At 43.4% G+C, this 19,934-nt stretch carries 21 protein-coding genes; 14 read left to right on the plus strand and 7 right to left on the minus strand.

Annotation, left to right across the window (positions count from 1 at the left end):
- Nucleotides 1-2: 2 nt before the first annotated feature.
- Complete coding sequence (locus LN893_RS02660; RefSeq protein WP_229968024.1) at nucleotides 3-815, plus strand: 3'-5' exonuclease; 813 nt, start codon at nucleotides 3-5, stop codon at nucleotides 813-815.
- Nucleotides 816-923: 108 nt separating this feature from the next.
- Here the strand turns inward: LN893_RS02660 and LN893_RS02665 are convergent, their stop codons facing one another.
- On the minus strand, nucleotides 924-1,526 hold the full coding sequence (locus LN893_RS02665; RefSeq protein ID WP_229968026.1) for a hypothetical protein: 603 nt from the start codon (nucleotides 1,524-1,526) through the stop codon (nucleotides 924-926).
- A gap of 15 nt (nucleotides 1,527-1,541) precedes the next feature.
- Nucleotides 1,542-2,342, minus strand: a complete 801-nt coding sequence (locus tag LN893_RS02670; protein ID WP_229968028.1) for a M48 family metallopeptidase — start codon at nucleotides 2,340-2,342, stop codon at nucleotides 1,542-1,544.
- A gap of 368 nt (nucleotides 2,343-2,710) precedes the next feature.
- Between LN893_RS02670 and LN893_RS02675 the strand changes: the two genes are divergently transcribed.
- The 9 genes from LN893_RS02675 (at nucleotide 2,711) to LN893_RS02715 (ending at nucleotide 11,056) form a co-directional block, all read left to right on the plus strand.
- Nucleotides 2,711-3,322 (plus strand): fumarylacetoacetate hydrolase family protein, encoded by a 612-nt coding sequence (locus LN893_RS02675; RefSeq protein WP_229968030.1) that lies wholly within the window; start codon nucleotides 2,711-2,713, stop codon nucleotides 3,320-3,322.
- On the plus strand, nucleotides 3,309-5,201 hold the full coding sequence (locus LN893_RS02680; RefSeq protein ID WP_229968032.1) for a M23 family metallopeptidase: 1,893 nt from the start codon (nucleotides 3,309-3,311) through the stop codon (nucleotides 5,199-5,201). The genes LN893_RS02675 and LN893_RS02680 overlap by 14 nt, the downstream gene beginning before the upstream one ends.
- 6 nt (nucleotides 5,202-5,207) lie before the next feature.
- Entirely contained in the window at nucleotides 5,208-5,657 is a 450-nt protein-coding gene (gene bcp / locus LN893_RS02685) for a thioredoxin-dependent thiol peroxidase (protein WP_229968035.1), read from the plus strand.
- A gap of 165 nt (nucleotides 5,658-5,822) precedes the next feature.
- Nucleotides 5,823-6,680: a transketolase gene (locus LN893_RS02690; RefSeq protein WP_229968037.1), complete on the plus strand. Its 858-nt coding sequence runs from the start codon at nucleotides 5,823-5,825 to the stop codon at nucleotides 6,678-6,680.
- A gap of 17 nt (nucleotides 6,681-6,697) precedes the next feature.
- Nucleotides 6,698-8,113: a vWA domain-containing protein gene (locus tag LN893_RS02695; RefSeq protein WP_229968039.1), complete on the plus strand. Its 1,416-nt coding sequence runs from the start codon at nucleotides 6,698-6,700 to the stop codon at nucleotides 8,111-8,113.
- Nucleotides 8,114-9,073, plus strand: coding sequence for a transketolase family protein (locus tag LN893_RS02700; RefSeq protein WP_229968041.1), 960 nt, complete (start codon nucleotides 8,114-8,116; stop codon nucleotides 9,071-9,073).
- A gap of 509 nt (nucleotides 9,074-9,582) precedes the next feature.
- The gene (locus LN893_RS02705; protein ID WP_229968043.1) at nucleotides 9,583-10,122 is read left to right on the plus strand and encodes an RNA polymerase sigma factor; all 540 of its coding nucleotides are present in this window, start codon (nucleotides 9,583-9,585) and stop codon (nucleotides 10,120-10,122) included.
- Between the two features lie 36 nt (nucleotides 10,123-10,158).
- Nucleotides 10,159-10,602 carry a hypothetical protein gene (locus tag LN893_RS02710; RefSeq protein WP_229968044.1) on the plus strand — a complete coding sequence of 148 codons (444 nt, stop codon included), beginning with the start codon at nucleotides 10,159-10,161 and terminating at the stop codon, nucleotides 10,600-10,602.
- Nucleotides 10,603-10,609: 7 nt separating this feature from the next.
- Nucleotides 10,610-11,056 carry a hypothetical protein gene (locus LN893_RS02715; protein ID WP_229968047.1) on the plus strand — a complete coding sequence of 149 codons (447 nt, stop codon included), beginning with the start codon at nucleotides 10,610-10,612 and terminating at the stop codon, nucleotides 11,054-11,056.
- A gap of 85 nt (nucleotides 11,057-11,141) precedes the next feature.
- Here the strand turns inward: LN893_RS02715 and pepE are convergent, their stop codons facing one another.
- From pepE to LN893_RS02730, 3 genes are all read right to left on the minus strand, one after another.
- The gene (pepE, locus tag LN893_RS02720) at nucleotides 11,142-11,861 is read right to left on the minus strand and encodes a dipeptidase PepE (protein ID WP_229968049.1); all 720 of its coding nucleotides are present in this window, start codon (nucleotides 11,859-11,861) and stop codon (nucleotides 11,142-11,144) included.
- Between the two features lie 110 nt (nucleotides 11,862-11,971).
- The gene (locus LN893_RS02725; protein WP_229968051.1) at nucleotides 11,972-12,232 is read right to left on the minus strand and encodes a hypothetical protein; all 261 of its coding nucleotides are present in this window, start codon (nucleotides 12,230-12,232) and stop codon (nucleotides 11,972-11,974) included.
- Nucleotides 12,233-12,321: 89 nt separating this feature from the next.
- Complete coding sequence (locus LN893_RS02730) at nucleotides 12,322-12,582, minus strand: hypothetical protein (RefSeq protein WP_229968053.1); 261 nt, start codon at nucleotides 12,580-12,582, stop codon at nucleotides 12,322-12,324.
- 293 nt (nucleotides 12,583-12,875) lie between these two features.
- On the opposite strand from LN893_RS02730, the gene LN893_RS02735 reads away from it, so the two are divergent.
- Nucleotides 12,876-13,955, plus strand: coding sequence for an MBL fold metallo-hydrolase (locus tag LN893_RS02735; protein WP_229968055.1), 1,080 nt, complete (start codon nucleotides 12,876-12,878; stop codon nucleotides 13,953-13,955).
- Nucleotides 13,956-14,015: 60 nt separating this feature from the next.
- Here the strand turns inward: LN893_RS02735 and LN893_RS02740 are convergent, their stop codons facing one another.
- Nucleotides 14,016-14,204, minus strand: a complete 189-nt coding sequence (locus tag LN893_RS02740; RefSeq protein WP_229968057.1) for a hypothetical protein — start codon at nucleotides 14,202-14,204, stop codon at nucleotides 14,016-14,018.
- 198 nt (nucleotides 14,205-14,402) lie between these two features.
- Here LN893_RS02740 and LN893_RS02745 point away from each other — a divergent pair, with 198 nt between their 5' ends.
- Entirely contained in the window at nucleotides 14,403-15,128 is a 726-nt protein-coding gene (locus LN893_RS02745; RefSeq protein WP_229968059.1) for a Dph6-related ATP pyrophosphatase, read from the plus strand.
- Nucleotides 15,129-15,143: 15 nt separating this feature from the next.
- On the opposite strand, the gene LN893_RS02750 is transcribed toward LN893_RS02745, so the two are convergent.
- Nucleotides 15,144-16,685 carry a PAS domain-containing sensor histidine kinase gene (locus LN893_RS02750; RefSeq protein WP_229968061.1) on the minus strand — a complete coding sequence of 514 codons (1,542 nt, stop codon included), beginning with the start codon at nucleotides 16,683-16,685 and terminating at the stop codon, nucleotides 15,144-15,146.
- Nucleotides 16,686-16,861: 176 nt separating this feature from the next.
- On the opposite strand from LN893_RS02750, the gene LN893_RS02755 reads away from it, so the two are divergent.
- Both LN893_RS02755 and LN893_RS02760 read left to right on the plus strand, forming a co-directional pair.
- Nucleotides 16,862-18,049, plus strand: a complete 1,188-nt coding sequence (locus tag LN893_RS02755; RefSeq protein WP_229968170.1) for an aspartate aminotransferase family protein — start codon at nucleotides 16,862-16,864, stop codon at nucleotides 18,047-18,049.
- A 96-nt stretch (nucleotides 18,050-18,145) separates the two neighbouring features.
- Nucleotides 18,146-19,903: an SLC13 family permease gene (locus tag LN893_RS02760; RefSeq protein WP_229968063.1), complete on the plus strand. Its 1,758-nt coding sequence runs from the start codon at nucleotides 18,146-18,148 to the stop codon at nucleotides 19,901-19,903.
- Nucleotides 19,904-19,934: the final 31 nt, after the last annotated feature.

The following is a 19,934-nucleotide window of genomic DNA, read 5'->3' on the forward strand; positions in this document are numbered from 1 at the left end:
TTATGAAATTGAACCTAAAACGCCCCATCGTATTTTTCGACTTGGAAACCACAGGCACCGACATCTGCAAAGACCGTGTGGTGGAGATAAGCGTGCTGAAGATAAAACCTGACGGGGAAGAGATTCTAAAAACTCGCCGCATCAATCCTACTATACCTATACCGTTGGAGTCGAGCCTGATTCATAAGATTTATGATGAGGATGTGGTGGATTGCCCTACTTTCCAGCAGATAGCCAAAGACCTGGACCAGTTCCTGAAAGGCTGCGACCTGGGCGGCTACAACTTAGTGAGGTTTGATATTCCTGTACTGGCCGAAGAATTTTTGCGTGCAGGTATAGACTTCGACATCGATAACCGCCACGTGGTGGATGTATGCCGTTTGTTCCATATGATGGAGCAACGTACTTTATCGGCTGCCTATAAATTTTATTGCGATAAAAAACTGGAAAATGCCCACAGCGCTGAGGCAGATACCTTGGCAACCTATCACATACTAATGGCACAGCTAGACCGCTACCAAAGCACACCAGTTGAGATTACGGAAGGTATAGAAGAAATTCCAGTTCAGAACGACATGTCGCTGCTGCACAAATTCACCTTCCAAAAAACCGCAGACCTGGCTGGGCGCATCGCCTACAACAACGCTGGCCAAGAGGTTTTCAACTTCGGCAAGTATAAGAATGTTTCGGTAGAGGAGATTCTTACAAAAGAGCCTTCTTACTACGACTGGATGATGAAGGGAGACTTTCCGCTTTACACGAAAAAAATTCTGACACGCATCAGGCTGCGAAACATGCAAAGCAGCGTTTCTTAAGAAACGACAAAGACTTTTAAACAAGAAAGGCGGGTAAAATTACCCGCCTTTCTTGTTTTATTAACTCAATTTGATTCAGCTATTTCTAATCTTATAATTGACGCAGCCCTAATCCCTCCTGGTATTGCTCAGCTGCACCCCTTTCAGCAGTCCGTTTGTCTGGCTGAACTTGTGCTGGCAATTATACCCAGGGGCTCTAGTAGAACACTCACAGCCAGTTATTTTATTTCCTGAATAGGTAAAGTAACAGAAATCACAGCCTGATGCAGCGTTACAGATATGCTTTGCCGAATTACTGCTCAGAAACAAGCTGTTATCAGACGCAACATCTAGCTCTAAAGCCATGGCTCTGTAAGCGCCGTTTCGTATACCCATGCCCACCAGGTAATAACCAGGCTTATCATCCTTTGTTTCCTGCACCTTTCTTATCATGACCTTATCTACCACAGTGCCATCGCCAAACTCACTTATGAACGGCTGTAGTAGCTCCTGCCTCGGCACTATATAATCCACGCTGTCGAATACTACTTGTGCCAATAATCGGCCAGGGTAAGATTCCTCGCCTGGCATTCTTTCCTCAGAAGCTGGGTTGTAACTCTCTTCTGGTAAAGACTCACGGCGGGTACAGGATGAACTCCAGAGAAGCATCAGCAAAAGCACTAAGCTAACCAAGTAGTTTTTCTGCTGGTTAAAAAGGGTGAATCTGGTCATATAAAGATGTAAGCTTTAGTTATTTGCTCTATAATACTGCATGGCTTCTGGCATCCACTTCTGCAGATTGCTTTGGCGGGTTCCTGCACTAGGGTGCGTTGAAAGAAACTCTGGCGTACCTGCTCCTCCTGCCTGCTCTTCCATTCGCTTCCAAAAAGATACAGCTTCCTGCGGGTTATAGCCAGCCATTGCCATAAAAATAAGCCCTAGCTTATCCGCCTCCGACTCCTGGTTCCGGCCATACTTCAAAAGGCCCAACTGTGAACCTACACCGTAAACAGTCATCATAAGGTTTTGGGCAGTGCCAGGCTGAGAACCTGCCAAGGCTTGCAATGATGCGCCACCAAACTGCTGAGCCAGTTGCTGGCTAGCACGTTCGTTGCTGTGCTTGGCGATAGCATGCGCTATTTCGTGCCCCATCACTACAGCAAGGCCTGTTTCATTTTGAGCAACAGGCAATATACCCGTATAAACAGCTGTTTTACCACCAGCCATTGCCCAAGCGTTTATCTGCTCATCATCTATCAGGTTAAATTCCCAAGCATAGCCCTCTAACTCACTAGAAAGGTTATTTTGAGCCATATACTGTTCCACGGCACGCTGTATGCGCTGCCCTGCCCGTTTTACCATTGCTGTGGCCTGTGCATCTCTCGATATTTTGCTCTCGGCTATTACTTGGTTATAAGCAGCATAACTCTGTTGCTGCATCGCAGCATCAGAAACAAGATTCAACTGGCGCCTTCCCGTAATTGGTACAGTGGTACAGGCTACCATCATTACGACGGCTATTGTAAATGCAATTATCTTCTTGTACATAGTTTGTTAATTTTAAGGGTATGGATTAAGTGGTTCAAATTTTGGACCATTTTTCCAAAAACCCAACATTCATGAAAAAGAATATTAAAAAACACAAATATAAAAACATGGCCAACTGCACCCATATTATCTAAATAAATCGGTACAGCATTACCAAACGTTTGGACTAATTATACGTCAGGAACTCTAAAAAATGTTATAATTAACAACACAACACATTGGCTTGCTGCATTGGGTATAGTAGCAGTTTTATAAATGAGAGGCAAAACTGCCTGTTTAAATTTATTCTGTTAAAAATGCGCACTTTTTAATGTACAAAACGATAGAAAGCCTATTTTTGAAAAACAGAAAGAACAACCTAACCACACATGAAAATATTAGCCATTGGCCGCAACTATGCGGAGCACATTGCAGAGCTTAAAAACGAAGTACCCGATGAACCAGTAATCTTTTTTAAACCAGACACAGCCGTACTTCGCAACAACGAGCCATTCTACTACCCAGAATACAGCCAGGATATTCACCATGAGGTAGAACTTATTTTGCGCATCAGCAGAGAAGGCAAGAATATCGACAAGAAATTTGCCCAAAAATATTACGACTCCATTGGCTTAGGCATAGATTTTACCGCCCGGGACATTCAATCTAAAGCCAAGGCAAAAGGCCTACCTTGGACGCTCGCCAAGGGTTTCAATGGCTCTGCCCCTATTTCAGAGTTTCTGCCGTTAGACCAGTTTCCTGACCTGCACAACATAAATTTTAGGTTGGATGTAAATGGCGAGACCAAGCAAAAAGGCAACTCAAAAATGATGATGAACACCTTTGATGACATCATCGCTTATATATCACGCTTTATAACACTAAAAACAGGAGACATTATTTTTACAGGCACGCCAGAAGGAGTTGGTCCAGTACAGATAGGAGACAGATTAGAAGGGTATGTTGAGGATAAAAAACTTTTGGACTTTGAAGTTAAATAAGAAACTTTCGTTACTAACATTTATATTATTTTATTCCTGGGCGGCAATTGCGCAACACTCAGCCCAACCAGGTTATTTTCTTTTCCCGATAAAGCCTGGCGTAAGGAATTATCTGTCGGGCACAATGGGCGAAATACGTTCAAACCACTTTCATGGTGGCTTGGATATCAAAACCGATCAGCGGGAAGGCTTAGAGGTACACGCTGCTGCAGACGGATACATTTCGCGGATTAAAATGTCGACTTATGGGTACGGCAACATTATTTACATTACTCACCCAAATGGCCTTACCACCACTTATGCGCACCTGCAGTCTTATTACAAGCCACTAGGCGATTATGTGCTACAGCAGCAGTATGCCAAGCAAACTTTTGAGATAGAGCTTTTTCCCCAGCAAGGTCAGTTTCCTGTTAAGAAGGGCGACGTAATCGGGCTTTCAGGAAATACAGGTGGTTCTGGTGGTCCGCACCTGCATTTCGAGATACGCGACGACAAAGACCGTTTATACAACCCGCTGTTGTATAAGTTTTCGGAAGTACTCGATACAACGCCTCCTGAAATTTACAACCTGGGCATTCACACGCTTAACATCTACTCCAGGGTAAACCAGGAGTTTGGTCGAGCCGAATTCAACCCAGTAAAAAAAGGCAACAACTATGTTATAGCTGATACGGTTTATGCACACGGCCTGCTGGGATTAGAACTTCAAACGAATGACCGACTGGATGGTGCTGCTAACAAGAATGGCACACAGGAGGTAACACTCTTTGTAAACAACAAACCTATTTATAACCATTACATAGACCAGGTGCCGTTTGAGTTGTCGAGGCAAGTGTCGCAGCATATTAACTACGACCTTTACAAACGCCACGGCCGCACTTTCCAAAAATCTTTTATAGATTATGGCAACGATCTTCCGCTTTACAAAGCCGATGCCCGACAAGGCAGATTGATGGTGCAGCCAGACTCAGTTTACCAAGTAAAGATTGTAGCCAAAGACTCTTACAACAATTCCTCTACGTTAAGCTTTGTGGTAAAGGGGCAAGCACCAAGCTTTACCAAAACACTTTCTAAACAGGTAAAAAAGCCTAGCGTAGATTATCAGATTGTTGGTAACGTACTAAAGATAAGTGCAACAGACACTTCTAGTACGCCGCTAAACGTAGAGCTATTTATGGGAGACAAACAGTTTATGCTCATCCCGAGCTATACTAAAAACTCTACGTCCGTAAGCCTTTATGATCTGCGTGCTGGTTTACCAGATTCTATACTTTTCTGTGGCATATTGCAGAGCCTGAACCTGCAGCAGGCGGTTCCTCCTCAGCAAGAAGTAACGGTAAAAAATGATTATCTCAAAGTTGAATTTGGAAAGGAATCTTTGTACGACACACTCTATCTGCAAACCCAGAAAGAGGGTGATGTGTATACGATAGGCGACTATTTCACACCTCTACATCAAGCCATCAAAGTAACCATTACCCCTGAGACACCTATAACTGACAAATCAAAAGCTGCGGTTTACTTTTTGGGTTTAGGGCGTGGCAGAGGCTTTACTGGCGGCAAATGGGATGGCAACTCCATTACTTTCTCTACGCGCAATATGGGCAAGTTTAAAGTATTGGAAGATGTGCGCCCACCAAGCATAAAGCTTTTAAGTAAAACTCCTGTGCAGATTAGGTTTAAAATTGCCGACGATCTTTCGGGTATTAACTCCTTTAGAGCGGAGCTGAACGGAGAGTGGCTTCTGATGAAGTATGAGCATAAAACCGCTACCATTTACTCCGAAAAGCTAGATAAAAGCATACCTTTGTCTGGTAAAGTAGTTTTGAAGGTGAAAGATGTTGCTGGAAACGAAGCGACTTTCACCACAACCATTTAACAACTTATGGAACTTAAAACAGGCGACAAGGCTCCACTCTTTGAGGGCAAAGACCAAAACGGAAATACTATTAAGCTAAGCGATTACCAGGGCAAAAAGGTAATTCTTTATTTTTACCCGAAAGACAATACCTCTGGCTGCACTGCCCAAGCTTGCAACCTGCGCGACAATTACAGCCACTTGCAAAAAGAGGGCTATGAAGTAATTGGCGTAAGCACAGACAGCGAAAAATCGCATCAGAACTTTATCAGCAAGTATGAATTGCCATTCACGCTGATAGCGGATACAGATAAACAGATTGTGGAGCAGTACGGTGTTTGGCAAGAAAAATCTATGTATGGCCGCAAGTACATGGGCACCATGCGCTATACTTTCGTAATTGATGAGAACGGAATTATCCAAGACATTATCACGAAAGTAAAAACAAAAGAACACGCAGAACAGTTACTAAAATAGAAAAAAGAAGGGCAACTACTTAGGTAACCGTTACTTTTTTTGCCTATATTTGAAGGAGGCAGCATTTTTTAGTTAAATAATGTCGCCTCACTTTAGATAAATTGTATATTTGACAATTATTCTTGCCTTATTATTTTGAATTTCTAATCTATAACATTTTACGAAGTGAACCCACACAACAAGAGCATCGACGAGTTAAAGCAAGTAGCGGCACAGGTGCGTCGCGACATCGTACGTATGGTGCATGGCGTTAGCTCTGGTCACCCAGGCGGCTCCTTAGGCTGTACAGATTATTTGGTTTCGCTATATTTCAAAGTGATGAACTATAGCACCGATTTCGATATGGATGGAAAAAACGAAGATATGTTCTTCCTATCAAACGGACACATTTCTCCTGTATGGTATAGCACATTGGCTCGCGCAGGATTCTTCGATCCGAAAGAACTTACAACCTTCCGTAAGCTAAACTCAAGACTACAAGGTCACCCTGCCACAGAAGAAGGTTTACCAGGAATACGTATTGCATCTGGCTCTTTAGGCCAAGGTTTGTCAGTAGCTGTTGGCGCTGCTCAAACTAAAAAGCTGAACAACGACCCTAGCCTTGTTTATGTATTGATGGGTGACGGCGAGTTAGAAGAAGGACAGCTATGGGAAGCATCTATGTATGCGCCTCACCATAAAGTAGACAACCTGATTGCCACCGTAGACAGAAACGGACAGCAGATAGACGGATCTACCGAAGAAGTAATGTCTTTAGGAGACCTGCGCGCCAAGTTTGAGGCTTTCGGATGGCATGTACTGGAAGCTAACGGTAATAGCTTTGAAACCTTGCTACCTGCCCTTGACGAAGCTAAGGCCGCTACAGGCAAAGGTAAACCTGTTATGATCTTGATGGATACTGAAATGGGCTTTGGTGTAGACTTTATGATGGGCTCTCATAAGTGGCACGGTGTAGCTCCTAACGATGAGCAATTAGAAATTGCCTTACAGCAGTTAGCCGTAAACGTATCATCAGATTATTAAGCTATTAGCGTAGTAAATTGGCACAAGTAGGTGCAACCCTGGTAAAGCAGCTTGTTAGTCTCGTGCTGCTTTTTGTACTGATAGTAGTAGCAACAAGCGCAAATGTTTACGGGCAGGCTGCAAAGCCTAAACCCAAAACACGCATACTTTTTTTATTGGATGCCTCTGGCAGTATGCTGGCCAAATGGGAAGACAGTGACCGCATGCAGATTGCAAAAAAGATGCTTGCTAACCTGGCTGACTCTTTAAATGGCTATGATAACCTAGAGATTGCTCTCAGGGTGTACGGCCATCAGTTTGGGCGTGAAAGCAACAACTGTAAAGACACCAAACTAGAGGTACCCTTTGCAGCTAAAAATGCAGGTGCCATTAAAAAGAAACTGCAGCAGATAATACCACGGGGAAACACCCCAATTACGTACTCGCTTCAGCAGACGGCTGGCGATTTTCCTGTCGACCCAGATGCACGAAATGTTGTAATGCTTATTACAGACGGGTTGGATTCGTGTGGTGGAGACCCTTGTGAAACATCGTTGGCGCTACAGAAGAAAGGCATTTTTTTGCGGCCGTTTATAATTGGGATTGGTATTGCTAAAGAGTATGAAAACCAACTCAGTTGTATAGGCCAATATTTTGATGCCACCAATGTCGAGACGTTTGAGCATGTGCTGTCGGACATAGTAAATCTGGCACTGGCACCTACAACGGTAAGTGTAGCCTTAGAGAACATGAAAGGGCAAGCCACGGTTAGTAACGTGAACATGACTTTTCTAAACTCCTTGACAGGCAAGGCTGAATATAACTTTGTGCATTACCTTGATGCCCAAGGAAAGCCTGATCAACTGAATATAGATGCACTAGTGAGTTATAACCTGGTTATCAATACGACACCGCCCGTTATAAAAAAGGATGTGACGTTTGAGCCAGGAAAGCATAATGTGATAAGAGTGTTTGCTCCACAAGGCGAGTTATTCTTAAGCCATGGTAGCACCTCCCCTTACGGGCAACTGGCAACGATAGTAAGGTTGGCAGGCTCAGACCAAACACTTTGTGTGCAGCGGTTTGGAGAGAGGCAGAAGTACCTTGTGGGAAAATACGACCTGGAGCTGCTTACGCTGCCCCGCATCGTAATGAAAGGTGTTGACATAATAGACGGCCAGACAAGCACGATTAAATATCCTGCGCCAGGCCAGCTAAATGTTTCATCGCAGTTACAAGGCTATGGTAGTTTATATTTACTGCATGAAGATGGTGCGCAGGAATGGATTTACAACCTGCCTGAACAGAATAGCAGAGTGGTACTTGCCATGCAACCAGGTAAGTATAGAATAGTTTACCGCTTAAAATCGGCTCTTGGAAGTGAGTTTACCGACGTACAGGACTTTACTATTTCCTCGAGCACAACTACAACCGTAAAAATTTTTAACAGATAGATGAAAGAGTACACATATTCAGAGAAAAAAGACACACGTTCTGGCTTTGGCGCTGGTCTACTGGAACTTGGCCGAACTAACCCAAATGTAGTTGCCCTTTGCGCTGATTTGGTTGGCTCACTTAAAATGGGAGATTTCATCAAGGAAAATCCTGAGCGTTTCTACCAAGTAGGTATTGCAGAGGCCAACATGATGAGCTTGGCGGCAGGCATGACAATAGGTGGCAAAATTCCTTTCACAGGTACTTTCGCTAACTTTTCTACTGGCCGTGTGTACGATCAGATTCGCCAGTCTATTGCCTATTCTGGAAAGAACGTAAAAATCTGTGCTTCGCATGCTGGCCTAACACTTGGCGAAGACGGAGCTACACACCAGATACTGGAAGACATCGGTATGATGAAAATGCTGCCACACATGACAGTAATCAACCCTTGCGATTATAACCAGACAAAAGCTGCCACAATAGCCATTGCTGAACACGTCGGCCCAGTTTACCTGCGTTTTGGCCGTCCAGTAATTCCAATTTTCACACCAGCTGATCAAAAGTTTGTGATCGGCAAAGCCGTTATGTTAAATGAAGGTACCGACGTAAGTATCTTCGCAACAGGCCACTTGGTTTGGAAAGCGATATTGGCAGGCAAGATTCTGGAGGAAAAAGGAATCAGCGCAGAAATCATCAATATCCACACCATCAAACCTTTAGATGAAGAGGCTATTCTAGCTTCAGTTGCTAAAACGAAGTGTGTGGTAAGTTGCGAAGAGCATAACCGCCTTGGTGGCCTAGGAGACAGCATTGCCCAGGTATTGGTTAAAAATACGCCGATGCCTATGGAATATGTTGCCGTAAACGATACTTTCGGTGAAAGCGGAACGCCAGACGAGCTAATGGAGAAGTACGGTTTAACCGAAAACGACATTGTTGCTGCAGCTGAACGTGCTATTGCAAGAAAAAACGCCTAATCTATTTCATAGCCTATAGCTACCAAAAGAGGCTGCACTAACTCTAGTGCAGCCTCTTTTTTTATTTAAACTGTCCAAAAAAGCAACTTTTTTGCTTTCATAACTATAGCCATTCCTGAACAAGCCGTTGCTAGTTAAATGTTGTACCACAGATTCTATTATCTATACTTTAATTAGCATATTTGTAGTTAGGCAGTCCGCTTTCCAGAGAAGCAAATGTTAAGTAGATATTCAGCAGTGGTAACTGTTTATAGCATTCTTTATAATCAAGATAAGTAGTTCTAAGTGTGGCAGCAACCATACTGTTTTAAGTCAGCAACAGCAAGTTGCTGTATTACAATATTGAGTCATCTGGGTGAATAATACATACTTGTGCTTCACCTATTTACAACTAGAATTAGGTAGCAACAAATCTTTAATCACATCTAAATCTATGTTACATAATTTTTTAATATGCCGCAGCACAATACACCAGCTTACAATTTGACTACCAGCTGCTATTATACAAAGTGGAAGATAAAGAGCTTTTAGAGAAATTTGCACAACCAGAAAGTCGGAATCTGGCTTTTAACCAACTTGTTCGGAAGTATCAGCAAAAAATTTACTGGCACATCCGCAAGATGGTTATTGACCATGATGACGCCGATGACCTTACGCAGGAAGTTTTTGTTAAGGTTTGGAAAAACCTGGAGAACTTCCGTAAGGATGCGCAGCTCTATACCTGGATCTACCGTATTGCCACCAACGAATGCCTTTCCTTCTTATCAAGTAAAAAAAGAAAATTTTTCTTACCTATAAATGATGTAGCTGCGGAGCTTGCAGAAAAAATTGATACTTCGCCAGACATTTCGGGAGACGAGATACAATTAAAACTACAGAAAGCACTCCTGCGCCTTCCTGATAAACAACGCATCGTATTTAACATGAAATACTACGATGACCTGAAATATGAAGAAATTTCTGAAATTTTAGGCACCTCTGTAGGCGCTTTAAAGGCCTCTTATCACATAGCTGTAAAAAAAATTGAAGAATTTATCAAGCAGGATTAAACTTTATCTTGTAACTTATATCTAACAGGTACGAATATGGCAGATATGAAAAAAGAATTTGAGTTGGAAGGCATGCCTAGGCAAAATGTGTATCAGGTACCTGATGGTTATTTCGACCGTTTGCCGATGCACATTATGGAACGTACTGCTGCTAAACAGGCTCCCGAAAGTGTGTTACAGCCGCACCTATGGAAAATGATGCGCCCATTATTTGCGCCTTTGGTTTTACTGCTGGTTTTTGCTGGGGTCTACTTTTTTAATGTAGCGTCTGAGCCACAACCTCCTGTTGCCAACTTCGCAAGTTTGCACGAAGCTGAAATCATGGACTACCTTGATGATCATGCTAAGTTAGAAACTGCCGACTTCGCTGAACTTACCTCTTTTGCTGGACCAGAATTAGCCGCTGAATTTTTAAATGTGAGCTCAATTGCTGCCGAGGAAGAGTTGGAGTATTATAGGCTAGATGATCTTACTTATTAATTCACCCATGAAACAATTAACATTATTGTTGCTTCTTTTCGCATTTACCTTTGCAGGAAATTCGGCTATGGCCCAGGATTCACGCAGGGAAAATGTGGAGGCAGCGAAAATTGCTTTTCTTACCGATAAAATGGGGTTAACTCCAGACCAATCGCAGAAGTTTTGGCCTATGTACAAAGAGTACGATGCTAAACGAAGAGAATTACACATGGCGTACCGAAAGGGCTACCACCACAATGTAAATGAACTCAGCGACCAGCAAGCCAAAGCTAGAGTGGACGAAATGTTTGCTATGCGCGAAAAAGAACTGAGCCTTGAAAAAGAGTATGCTACTAAATATCAGCGTGTAATCAGCACCAAGCAGTTGATTACTTTGTACCGTGCAGAAAGGGAATTCACAAAACTACTGCTTAAGAGACTGGATGATAGAAGAGGTAGAGCAACCCAGGAGTAATAGCTCTTTGTTCTAATACACGTTAACAAGAAAGGGACTGCTAAAATAAGCAGTCCCTTTCTTGTGTTAGCAGCTTTCGTAAAAGCTACACTGCCTCCATCAGGAAAGCAATATCGTCGCCTGCCTTAAACTCCATCGGCTTTTGCCCCTGCAAAAAGATACGGGCAGAAAGGCTTCCTAATAACGAAATTTTATCTCCCGTAATACGCAGCATACTGCCCTCGCGCAAACCTACTACAGGCTGCCTGTTATGTATATGAAACTCATTAATCCTGGTTTCACGGGTCTCTCCCATATGCGTAGAGTTAGGTTCAGGGTCCTGGTAGTGTGGGTTAATGTTAAACGGGACCAGTTGCAGTGCATCGAAGGTCTTAGGAAACACGATGGGCATATCGTTGGTGGTGCCAATGGTCTTGCCTGCTACATTTGTACCAGCACTGGTACCCATATAAGGCATTCCCTTTTCAACACGCTCCTGCAGCGGCTTAACTAGCTTGTTGGCATACAACTGCCTTAACAGCAGAAAAGTATTTCCTCCACCTATAAACACTGCTTCGGCATCGTTTACGGCTGCAACAGCGTCTTTAGCTTCGTGTACGCCTGTTACAGAAATCCCCCATTTTGCGAAAGCTTCATTTACCTTGGCTGTATAAGCTGCATGCGAAATACCGCTGGGGCGAGCGTATGGTATAAATAAAATACTTGTCTTTCCCTGCAATAGCGCCTGTACCTCCTGCGCTGCATGCTCTAGGTAGCCTGTGCCATGCGTAGTAGAGGTGCTGATTAAAAGTAAATTCCTGCTCATAATTTTATTCTTTCCTCAAAAGTATAGAATAAAGCCGTGAGAGTAAAAATATACTTCAGCTAGTAGAAAATAAGAGAAACTTTGATGAAGGGTAAATAAAACCTGTACCGCTACTTTTCTTTGTTGATAGACAGTTTTAGTTTGATTGTCTCTGCATAAGGGTCTAACCCATTGTAGGAGGTAAGGGCGCGTATGAGGCCAATAGATTTCAAATCGTACAAAAACCAGATCTCTACATAATAGTCGTGGAGCCAGTAGAGGTCAATTTTACACCAGCCCTTGATCCGATGGTGCAGATAATGGCCTTCATTCAAGGCTAGTTCGGCCTGTAGTTTAGGCGGTAAATTATTGAAGTCCTCAGCACTAATCATTCTCATCGGGTACTACGCAAACCAACATATTATAAAAAAGGCTGCCGAAGCAGCCTTTTTAGTTTAACGGAAATACTTTGCTAAAGATTTTAATTCAAGTGTAAAGTATACATTTCGAAACGATGGGAGGCAAAACTCCAATGCGATGACGACGGGTGTATTTCTACACCATCTTCATCCACTATCGTTATGGCAAAACCATCGCCCTGATTAAGTGGTTCGGTAAAATGCTTCACAGGGTATACTCTGCCTTCCTCAATCCATTCTTCTGGGCTGAAGGCTGGCATAGAAGCGTCTATGCACTTTGCATACACAGCCATATAACTTGGGGGTACAAATAAGTTAACCATGCTATTCAACGTTTTTTTAAATATAAAAAATTCCTGACAACGAAAAAACATCCTGAACACTTTTTTGTGTCCAAAAAGAAAAAGTTATAGTTATTTCAGGTGCTACATGGCTAAAAAAGACGCTCCAAAAAAATGCTTTCCTCTTCTCTCCTGCTACTGTTATGGTATTAGGCTTAGCCACACAAGACCTAATTTGCTGCTTTAGAATGTTTTTCACTAATGCCTCAGCCACAATGCCTCGGTGTCCGTAATAAATAATTCAATTAGTTCGAACTCTAACTATAGCAAAAGCTATGGATGCAAGCACAAGTAACACCAAAAACAAACACATTTTTATTGCCGGCCCAGGTGTCTGGGGTATCAAAACCATTTTCGTAAACCTGTTCTTTGTAAGTGAGCCCGACGGATCATGGGTCTTGGTAGACGCAGGTGTGTATGGCTACAAGTCCAGGATTAAAGAGGCTGCGGCCGATTTATTTGGGGAAGACAGCCGACCTAAAGCAATTATTCTTACACATGGCCACTTCGATCATATTGGTTCTGTAAAGGAGCTGGCAAGTGAATGGGATGTCCCTGTATATGCTCACCCATTGGAGCTACCGTACTTAACAGGCAAATCTAGCTATCCGCCACCAGATCCTACTGTAGGAGGAGGCGGTATGTCATACATGGCTTTTATGTACCCAAAGAAGCCAATAGATATTACGAACTATGTAGAACTGCTTCCGCCTGACGGGAGCGTACCTGGTTTGCCAAACTGGCGATGGCTGCATACGCCAGGCCATACAGCAGGGCACGTCTCCCTATTCAGAGAAAGCGACCGCACTTTGATAGCTGGCGATGCTTTTATTACCCGCAAAGGCGAATCTGCCACGGCAGTTCTGTCTCAGAAAAAATCAGTACATGGCCCTCCAAGCTATTTCACAACAGACTGGGCCGCCGCACACCACTCCGTAGAGAACCTGTATAACCTAAACCCACAGATTGCGGCTACAGGGCACGGATTGCCGATGAGTGGGCCTGAACTGAAGGAGCAGTTGGAAGACCTGGTGCATAACTTCTGGAAAGAGGCTGTACCGTCTACTGGCAGGTATATACATGAACCAGCTGTAACTGACGAACAAGGCGTGATTGCGGTACCACCTCCTGTTGAAACTCCTATTCCGAAAGTAATGGCTGTTGTGGGCGTCGCAGCCTTAGCAGGAGCCGCCTTACTGGCTTTGTCTAAGCGCAGCAACCCTAAAGACAAGCTAAGGTACAAGAAAGACTACAGAGGCCCTGGTTACTCTCATAACAGGCCTATGGCAGGCTTTCCGCCAACCGTAGACCCTGACCATGATGACCCGCACACCCACACAAATAATTATCCATGATAAAAAGAGAGAGGGCAGTAACTGACGCTACTGCCCTCTCTCTTTTTTAAACTCTTCTTTTTAATCATTCTTGTAGTTCGATCTGCCAGAGCCGCTTTTATTACCGCCTCCGTCCTGTTTGTTTACGGTGGCCCAAGCTCGCTTTTCTGCTTCTTCGTGGCTAACGCCGCGGTCTTCGTAACTATCTTCTATATGCTGCGCTTTACGCTTTTGCTTATCTGTGTAAGCAGATTTATCTCCTTGTGACATTATATTCTACTTTATAGTTGAACATCTATTCTGAGCTACAACAGCTTTAAGCTCTCTTAATTTTACGATTCAAAGCAGCTTTGTGTACAAGTTTTCTTACTTCTTGCCCTGTCTCATTCTCATAATGCGTTCTACTTAATACTATCCTTGTTACATTTGCCGCATAAGCTCTTGTTCAGTCGTAAAAATGTTAAGCCAATGAAATCTGTCTTTAACTGGAGTGGTGGTAAGGATTCTGCCCTGTGCCTGCACAAGGTATTGCAAGAGGGTACTTATAAAATAGAAACACTTCTCACTACACTTAGCCAAACCCACCACCGCATAACGATGCATGGGGTTAGGCAGGATTTACTCGAGCAACAGGCGAAGAGTATTGGTATTCCCCTCCAAAAACTGTATATGCCTGAGGGAGCCAGTATGGCGGCTTATAACCAGCTGATGCAGGCTGCCTTTGAAATGCATCGTACCCAAGGCGTAACACACGCCATATTCGGAGACATTAACCTGGAGGACCTACGACAGTACCGCGAAAAGGAGTTGCAAAAAGTAAGTATAGAAGCCGTTTTTCCGTTGTGGGGCAAACCTACGCCAGAGCTTGTAAGGGAGTTTATACAGCTTGGCTACAAAGCAGTAGTAGTAGCGGTTAACGCGCGGCTTTTAGATAGCTCTTTTACAGGACGAGAGTTGGATGAGCAGTTTATACTTGACTTACCCGAAAATGTAGATCCGTGCGGAGAAAATGGAGAGTTTCACACATTTGTGTACGACGGGCCGATTTTTAAAGAGCCTATTAAGTTTGAACTGGGCGAACGTGTGCTAAAGACCTATGGCGCCACAGCCAATGAAAACGATAATTGCTTTGATAAAGAAGCAAAGCCAAACTATGACACAGGTTTCTGGTTTTGTGATTTGCTTCCTGCCTAGGCCTTGTTACATAGACTACTTTAGATAAGCTGGCACTTTGAAAGTAATTGTAAAAGTAGATCCTACACCTAATTCACTATCTACCTTTATACTGTCTCCAGAGTTCTCCAAAATTCTTTTAACAAGGTATAAGCCTAGCCCAGAACCTTCTACATGAGAATGAGCACGCTTGAACATACCGAAAATCTTTTGTTTATGCCGTTTCTCTATACCAAGGCCGTTATCGGTTACAGACACAATATAAGTATCGGCTCCTGATTTTTCTGTTTTTATAGAAACAACAGGCCTTCTGTCTGGTGAAGCATATTTGATGGCATTAGAGATCAGGTTTAAGAAAATACTTCGCAGGTTCTTTCTGATATACTTTAAATTATCAAAACCAGAAAAATCGGTTTGCACCACCGCATCTTTACTGGTGATCAGGTTGGCCAAATCACTTTTTATTTCTGCAATTAGCGTTGGCAAGTTTACGTTTTCGGCCTCCAGTATTTCGTTCTGAGTTCTAGATATCTCCGTTAGGTCGGAAATAACGGTACCTAACCTGGAGATGGACGAATCTACTCGTTGCAGAATCTCTGCGTACTTTTGCTGATCCGATCCCATTTCAAACTTGAGCATGTCCACAAGCCCCTCAAGGTTGGCAATAGGCGATTTAAGATCGTGCGAAGCCGTGTAAATGAAGTTGTCAAGATCGGCGTTTATCTTTTGAAGCTCTTTATTTTTTAACGTTAGTTCTTCGTTTCGCCTTCTTTCTGATAAGTCTCTGGTTACTTTCGTAAACCCAACATGTGTGCCATACGAATTAAAAAGCGCTGTAATTACCACATTTGCCCATATGCGCTTCTTATCACTTCTAATTCGCCAACCCTCGTCCTCAAAACGACCATCTTTAACGGCCTTTGCCAATTCATATTGCGGAAACTCCCGTTGAATATCTTCCTCTGGATAAAATATAGAAAAATGCTTACCGATGATCTCCTCCGCTTTATATCCTTTTATATGCTCAGCGCCTTTGTTCCAGGTTTGAATATAACCCTCTGTATCGAGCATGAAGATGGCATAATCTTTTACGCCTTCTATTAATAACTTAAATTTCTCTTCACTTTCAACTAACCTGCCGCTCGCATTGTGGAGTCTATCCTCCAGACTTTTGCGCTCCGTCAGGTCTCGGGTTACTTTTGAGAAACCGATTATATTTTGGAATTCATCATAAATAGCTGTGATGATGACAAAGGCCCAGAAGGCAGAGCCATCTTTCTTGATACGCCAGCCTTCGTCTTCGAACCGCCCGTGTAATTTTGCCTGCTCCAGTTCATAAGCAGGATAATCTATTTTTAGTGCTTCTTCAGGATAGAAAAGAGAAAAGTGCTTTCCTTTTATCTCTTCGGCTGTATATCCTTTCATTCTTTCGGCACCAGCATTCCAGGTTAGCACATAGCCCTCGGGGCTTAGCATAATAATGGCGTAATCCCGCACACCATCTACTAATAACTTATACTGATCTTCAGTTTTAGAAAAATTTTCATTCCCTCCAATCAAATTTTCCTCTATGTTCATCCGAAATAGCTATCTATAAAGAAACCTAAAAATGCTATATGCCCCTAACGTTATAGGAGAATATATGTTATGGCTTATTCACAAAGTTAACCTTTATAATTTAAAGCTATAGGCTTGCTCCTTTCAACGGGGTTAATCCTGCTTAGTTCTGCTCTATTTGCTACCTTTGCAGTATGATTTCGACAAGGCAATTATTTCTGCAGCACCAGGCGCAGACATCAGACTTCCCGCTGATGATAGAAATAGAGAAGGCAGAAGGAGTTTATATGTATGGTAGTGAAGGCCACCGCTATCTCGACCTTATTTCAGGAATAGGTGTTAGCAACGTTGGGCACAGGCACCCACGTGTGGTACGCGCTATACAAGAGCAATTGGATAAATATATGCACCTGATGGTGTACGGAGAGTTTGTGCAGGGGCCACAGGCAAAGCTCGCCCATGCCCTTTGCAGCACTTTGCCAGCTAGGCTGAATAATGTGTATTTGCTAAACTCTGGCACAGAGGCAGTAGAGGGTGCTTTAAAACTGGCTAAACGCTATACAGGCAGGACTGAGCTTATTTCGTGCCGCAACGCTTACCACGGCTCTACACAAGGAGCTCTTTCTGTAAATGGAAGCGAAAGCTTTAAAAATGCTTTCCGCCCGCTGTTGCCTGACACGCGTCTTATCAATCATGGTGTTGTAGAAGATTTGCAGCACATAACTACCCGTACGGCAGCTGTTATAATAGAAACAGTTCAGGGCGAGGCTGGCATACGTGTACCCAATAAAGCCTATATGCAACAGCTACGTGCCCGCTGCACTGAGGTAGGCGCTTTGTTGATGCTAGACGAGATACAGACAGGCTTTGGGCGTACAGGTACTTTCTGGGCTTTCGAACAATTTGGAATAGAGCCAGATGTATTGCTATGTGCCAAAGGTATGGGTGGTGGCATGCCCATAGGTGCTTTTATAGCACCACAAGAGATAATGAGTGTTTTCAAGAACGATCCAATCCTGGGCCACCTCACCACCTTTGGAGGCCATCCTGTTTCTTGTGCCGCATCTTTGGCTACTTTACAAACCATACTAGAAGAAAACCTGTTGGCCGATGTAGAGAAAAAGGCAGAACTGTTTAAACAATTGCTGGTGCACCCGAGCATAAAAAACATTCGCAACTGCGGCCTTATGATGGCAGCCGAGTTTGAGTCTTTTGATGTTTTGAAACTTGTTATCGATAAAGCTATCTTGAATGGCGTACTCACCGACTGGTTCCTTTTCTGTGACAACTCCATGCGCATTGCACCTCCGCTAACCATTACAGAAAATCAGATTCTTGAAGCTTGCGAAATTATATTGCGTTCTATAGATGAGGTATTAGGATAAAAGAATAAAAAATTCAGGTAAAGCACGAACGGGCATTCACCAGGTACGTAAAAGCCGACGTTACCCCTCCAAGAAAAAGGCATAACAAAAACTTTTATGGAAATAGCCCTGGTGCTGTCGCTGCTCGTGATAGCAGTGATTCTTTTTGCCACCGAAAAAATATCCATTGAAATCGTGACGTTGCTGATGCTTATTATCCTGGCATCAGCTCGCATCATCACTCCTGAAGAAGCGTTTGCTGGCTTCAGCAGTGACTTTATCATTATCATCGCTTCTATTTTTATCTTAAGTGCGGCCCTGCAAGAAACGCGCATTTTAGATTTTGTTGTTGTGCGTCTTAGCCAGCTGGCAAGGCACAGCACCAGCCTGATGTTATTTATTGTGATGCTGATAACGGGTATTGCATCGGCCTTTATGAATAACACCACCGTTACAGCTATGTTTGTAACTCCGTTAGTAGGTCTATCTAAACGCATCAACAAAAACCCTTCTAAACTGCTAATGCCTCTGGCTTTTGCTGCTATTTTAGGCGGCACCTGTACCCTTATCGGCACTTCTACAAACGTGGCTGTAAGTGGCTACATTGCCAAGGCTGGTATGGAGCCAATAGGGCTATTCGAAGTATCGGCTTTGGGTTTGATTATTTTCTTTGTCGGGACAGTTTATATGGTAACGGTGGGACAGCATATGCTGCCAAACAGAGAAGACCAGCAGCTAGCCGAGGAGTATAAGTTACAAAGATATCTGACAGAAGTCGTTGTGATGGAAGACTCTCCTCTTGTCGATCAGCTCGTATTCGCTTCCGACCTGACAAGCCTCAACTTCCGTGTACTGAATATTATCAGGGGTAAAGAAAACTTTCTGCCCGATTTCCGCACCCGAATTAAAGCAAATGACATTTTATTGGTAGAAGGAGACTTAGACAACCTGATAAAGGTGAAAGAGACGGGCGGCATAGAGATTATGGCCGATGTTATTCTGGAAAAGGACCTTGTTACAGAAGATATCCGATTGGCTGAACTACTCATTGTGCGACAATCGAACCTGATAAACAGAACTATAAAAGAGGTTAATTTTCTGCAGCGTTATGGCTTAGTTGTAATTGCTGTCTCGCGTTATGGAGAGACTTTACGCACAAAAATAGGAAGTATAACGCTGCAGCTAGGTGATCTGCTTTTGGTACAGGGTGCCTCAGCACGTTTAGAGCAGCTTCGCAACTCCTCTAACGTAGCAGTGTTAGACCAATTTGAAGCTGTCCTGTTTAAGACAAGAAAAGGTGTTTTAACTGTTGGCTGTTTTATTGGTGCTATAGTGCTGGGTACGATTGGTATACTACCTCTGTCTATCGCCTTTCTCTTGGCTGCCATCAGCACGATACTGCTTCGGTGCATCAGCTCCGAAAAAGCCTATGCTGCCATAGATTGGCGCCTGCTCATACTTATTGGAGGTATGACGGCTTTTGGAACAGCTATGGAAAACTCTGGCGCAGCTGATTTCTTGGCAGAAGGCATTGTGGACCTTGTTGGTCCATTTGGCAAACTTGCTGTGTTGGCAGGCTTTGTGGTGTTAACTGTTCTTTTAACCCAACCTATGTCTAATGCTGCAGCTGCACTTGTAGTAGTACCTATTGCCCTACGTAGTGCCATGGACATGAACGCTGATCCTAGATCTTTCGCGATAGCGATCATGGTGGCTGCCTCCGTTTCTTTGATCACTCCCTTCGAGCCTGCCTGTATCTTAGTATACAGCCCTGGCAAATACCGCTTCTGGGACTTTACCAGAATTGGCGCCCCTCTTACGCTCCTACTCGTGTTGGTTATTCTGATAATGGTGCCTGTGTTTTGGCCTTTGTAACTGCATTTGCAAATATCTAGTAAAGAAGCAT

The organism is Pontibacter harenae, from assembly GCF_020907245.1.
Classification (GTDB): domain Bacteria; phylum Bacteroidota; class Bacteroidia; order Cytophagales; family Hymenobacteraceae; genus Pontibacter; species Pontibacter harenae.